At 79.5% G+C, this 537-nt stretch carries 1 protein-coding gene; it reads right to left on the bottom strand.

Annotation, left to right across the window (positions count from 1 at the left end; all coding sequences use genetic code 11):
* Nucleotides 1–525 (bottom strand): NADH-quinone oxidoreductase subunit C (locus tag QMK24_RS41395; protein WP_502989177.1); only part of this gene is annotated, 525 nt, incomplete at its 3' end.
* Between the last annotated feature and the right edge of the window lie 12 nt (nt 526–537).

Below are 537 nucleotides of genomic sequence, written 5' to 3'. Positions count from 1 at the left end.
GGGCTGCTCGCTCGCCGGGCGGGGCCGGGGCGCCGGCCGCTCGGCTGCGGCACCGGGCGCGCCGCGCGCCCCTCCGCCCGCACCGGCCGCGCCTGCCGCACGCGGGGTGCGGGCCGGGCGGGCGGGAGCCGGCGGGAGCTGACCCGTGAGCGGGCCCCACTCGTTCGGGTCGGGGACCCCCGGCGGGAGCCTCGTCCGGCGCTTGGGTCCGCCGTGCTCCGATTCGCCGGGCTCCTTGGCGCCGGGCCACGCCTTCGCCACGCGGGCGGCGAGGACGAAGTCCTTACGGAGCGGGTGCCCCTCGAACTCCTCGGGGAGCAGCAGCGGCACCAGGTGCGGGTGACCGGCGCAGTCGATGCCGAACATCTCGTGGGTCTCGCGCTCGTGCCAGCCCGCGCCCGCGAAGATGTCGGTGGCGGTCGGCAGCGCGGCCGCCGCATGCGGCACGGTGGTGGGGACGAGCAGGCGCCGCACCGCCCGGCCGTCGGCAGCGGTGCCGGGCAGCGACTCGAGGTGTGCGCTCACCCGGAAGCCCGT

Source organism: Streptomyces sp. PH10-H1 (genome assembly GCF_030063355.1).
Classification (GTDB): domain Bacteria; phylum Actinomycetota; class Actinomycetes; order Streptomycetales; family Streptomycetaceae; genus Actinacidiphila.
The sequence above is the reverse complement of the archived record's forward strand: the minus strand, read 5'-3'. Positions and strand labels throughout refer to the sequence as shown.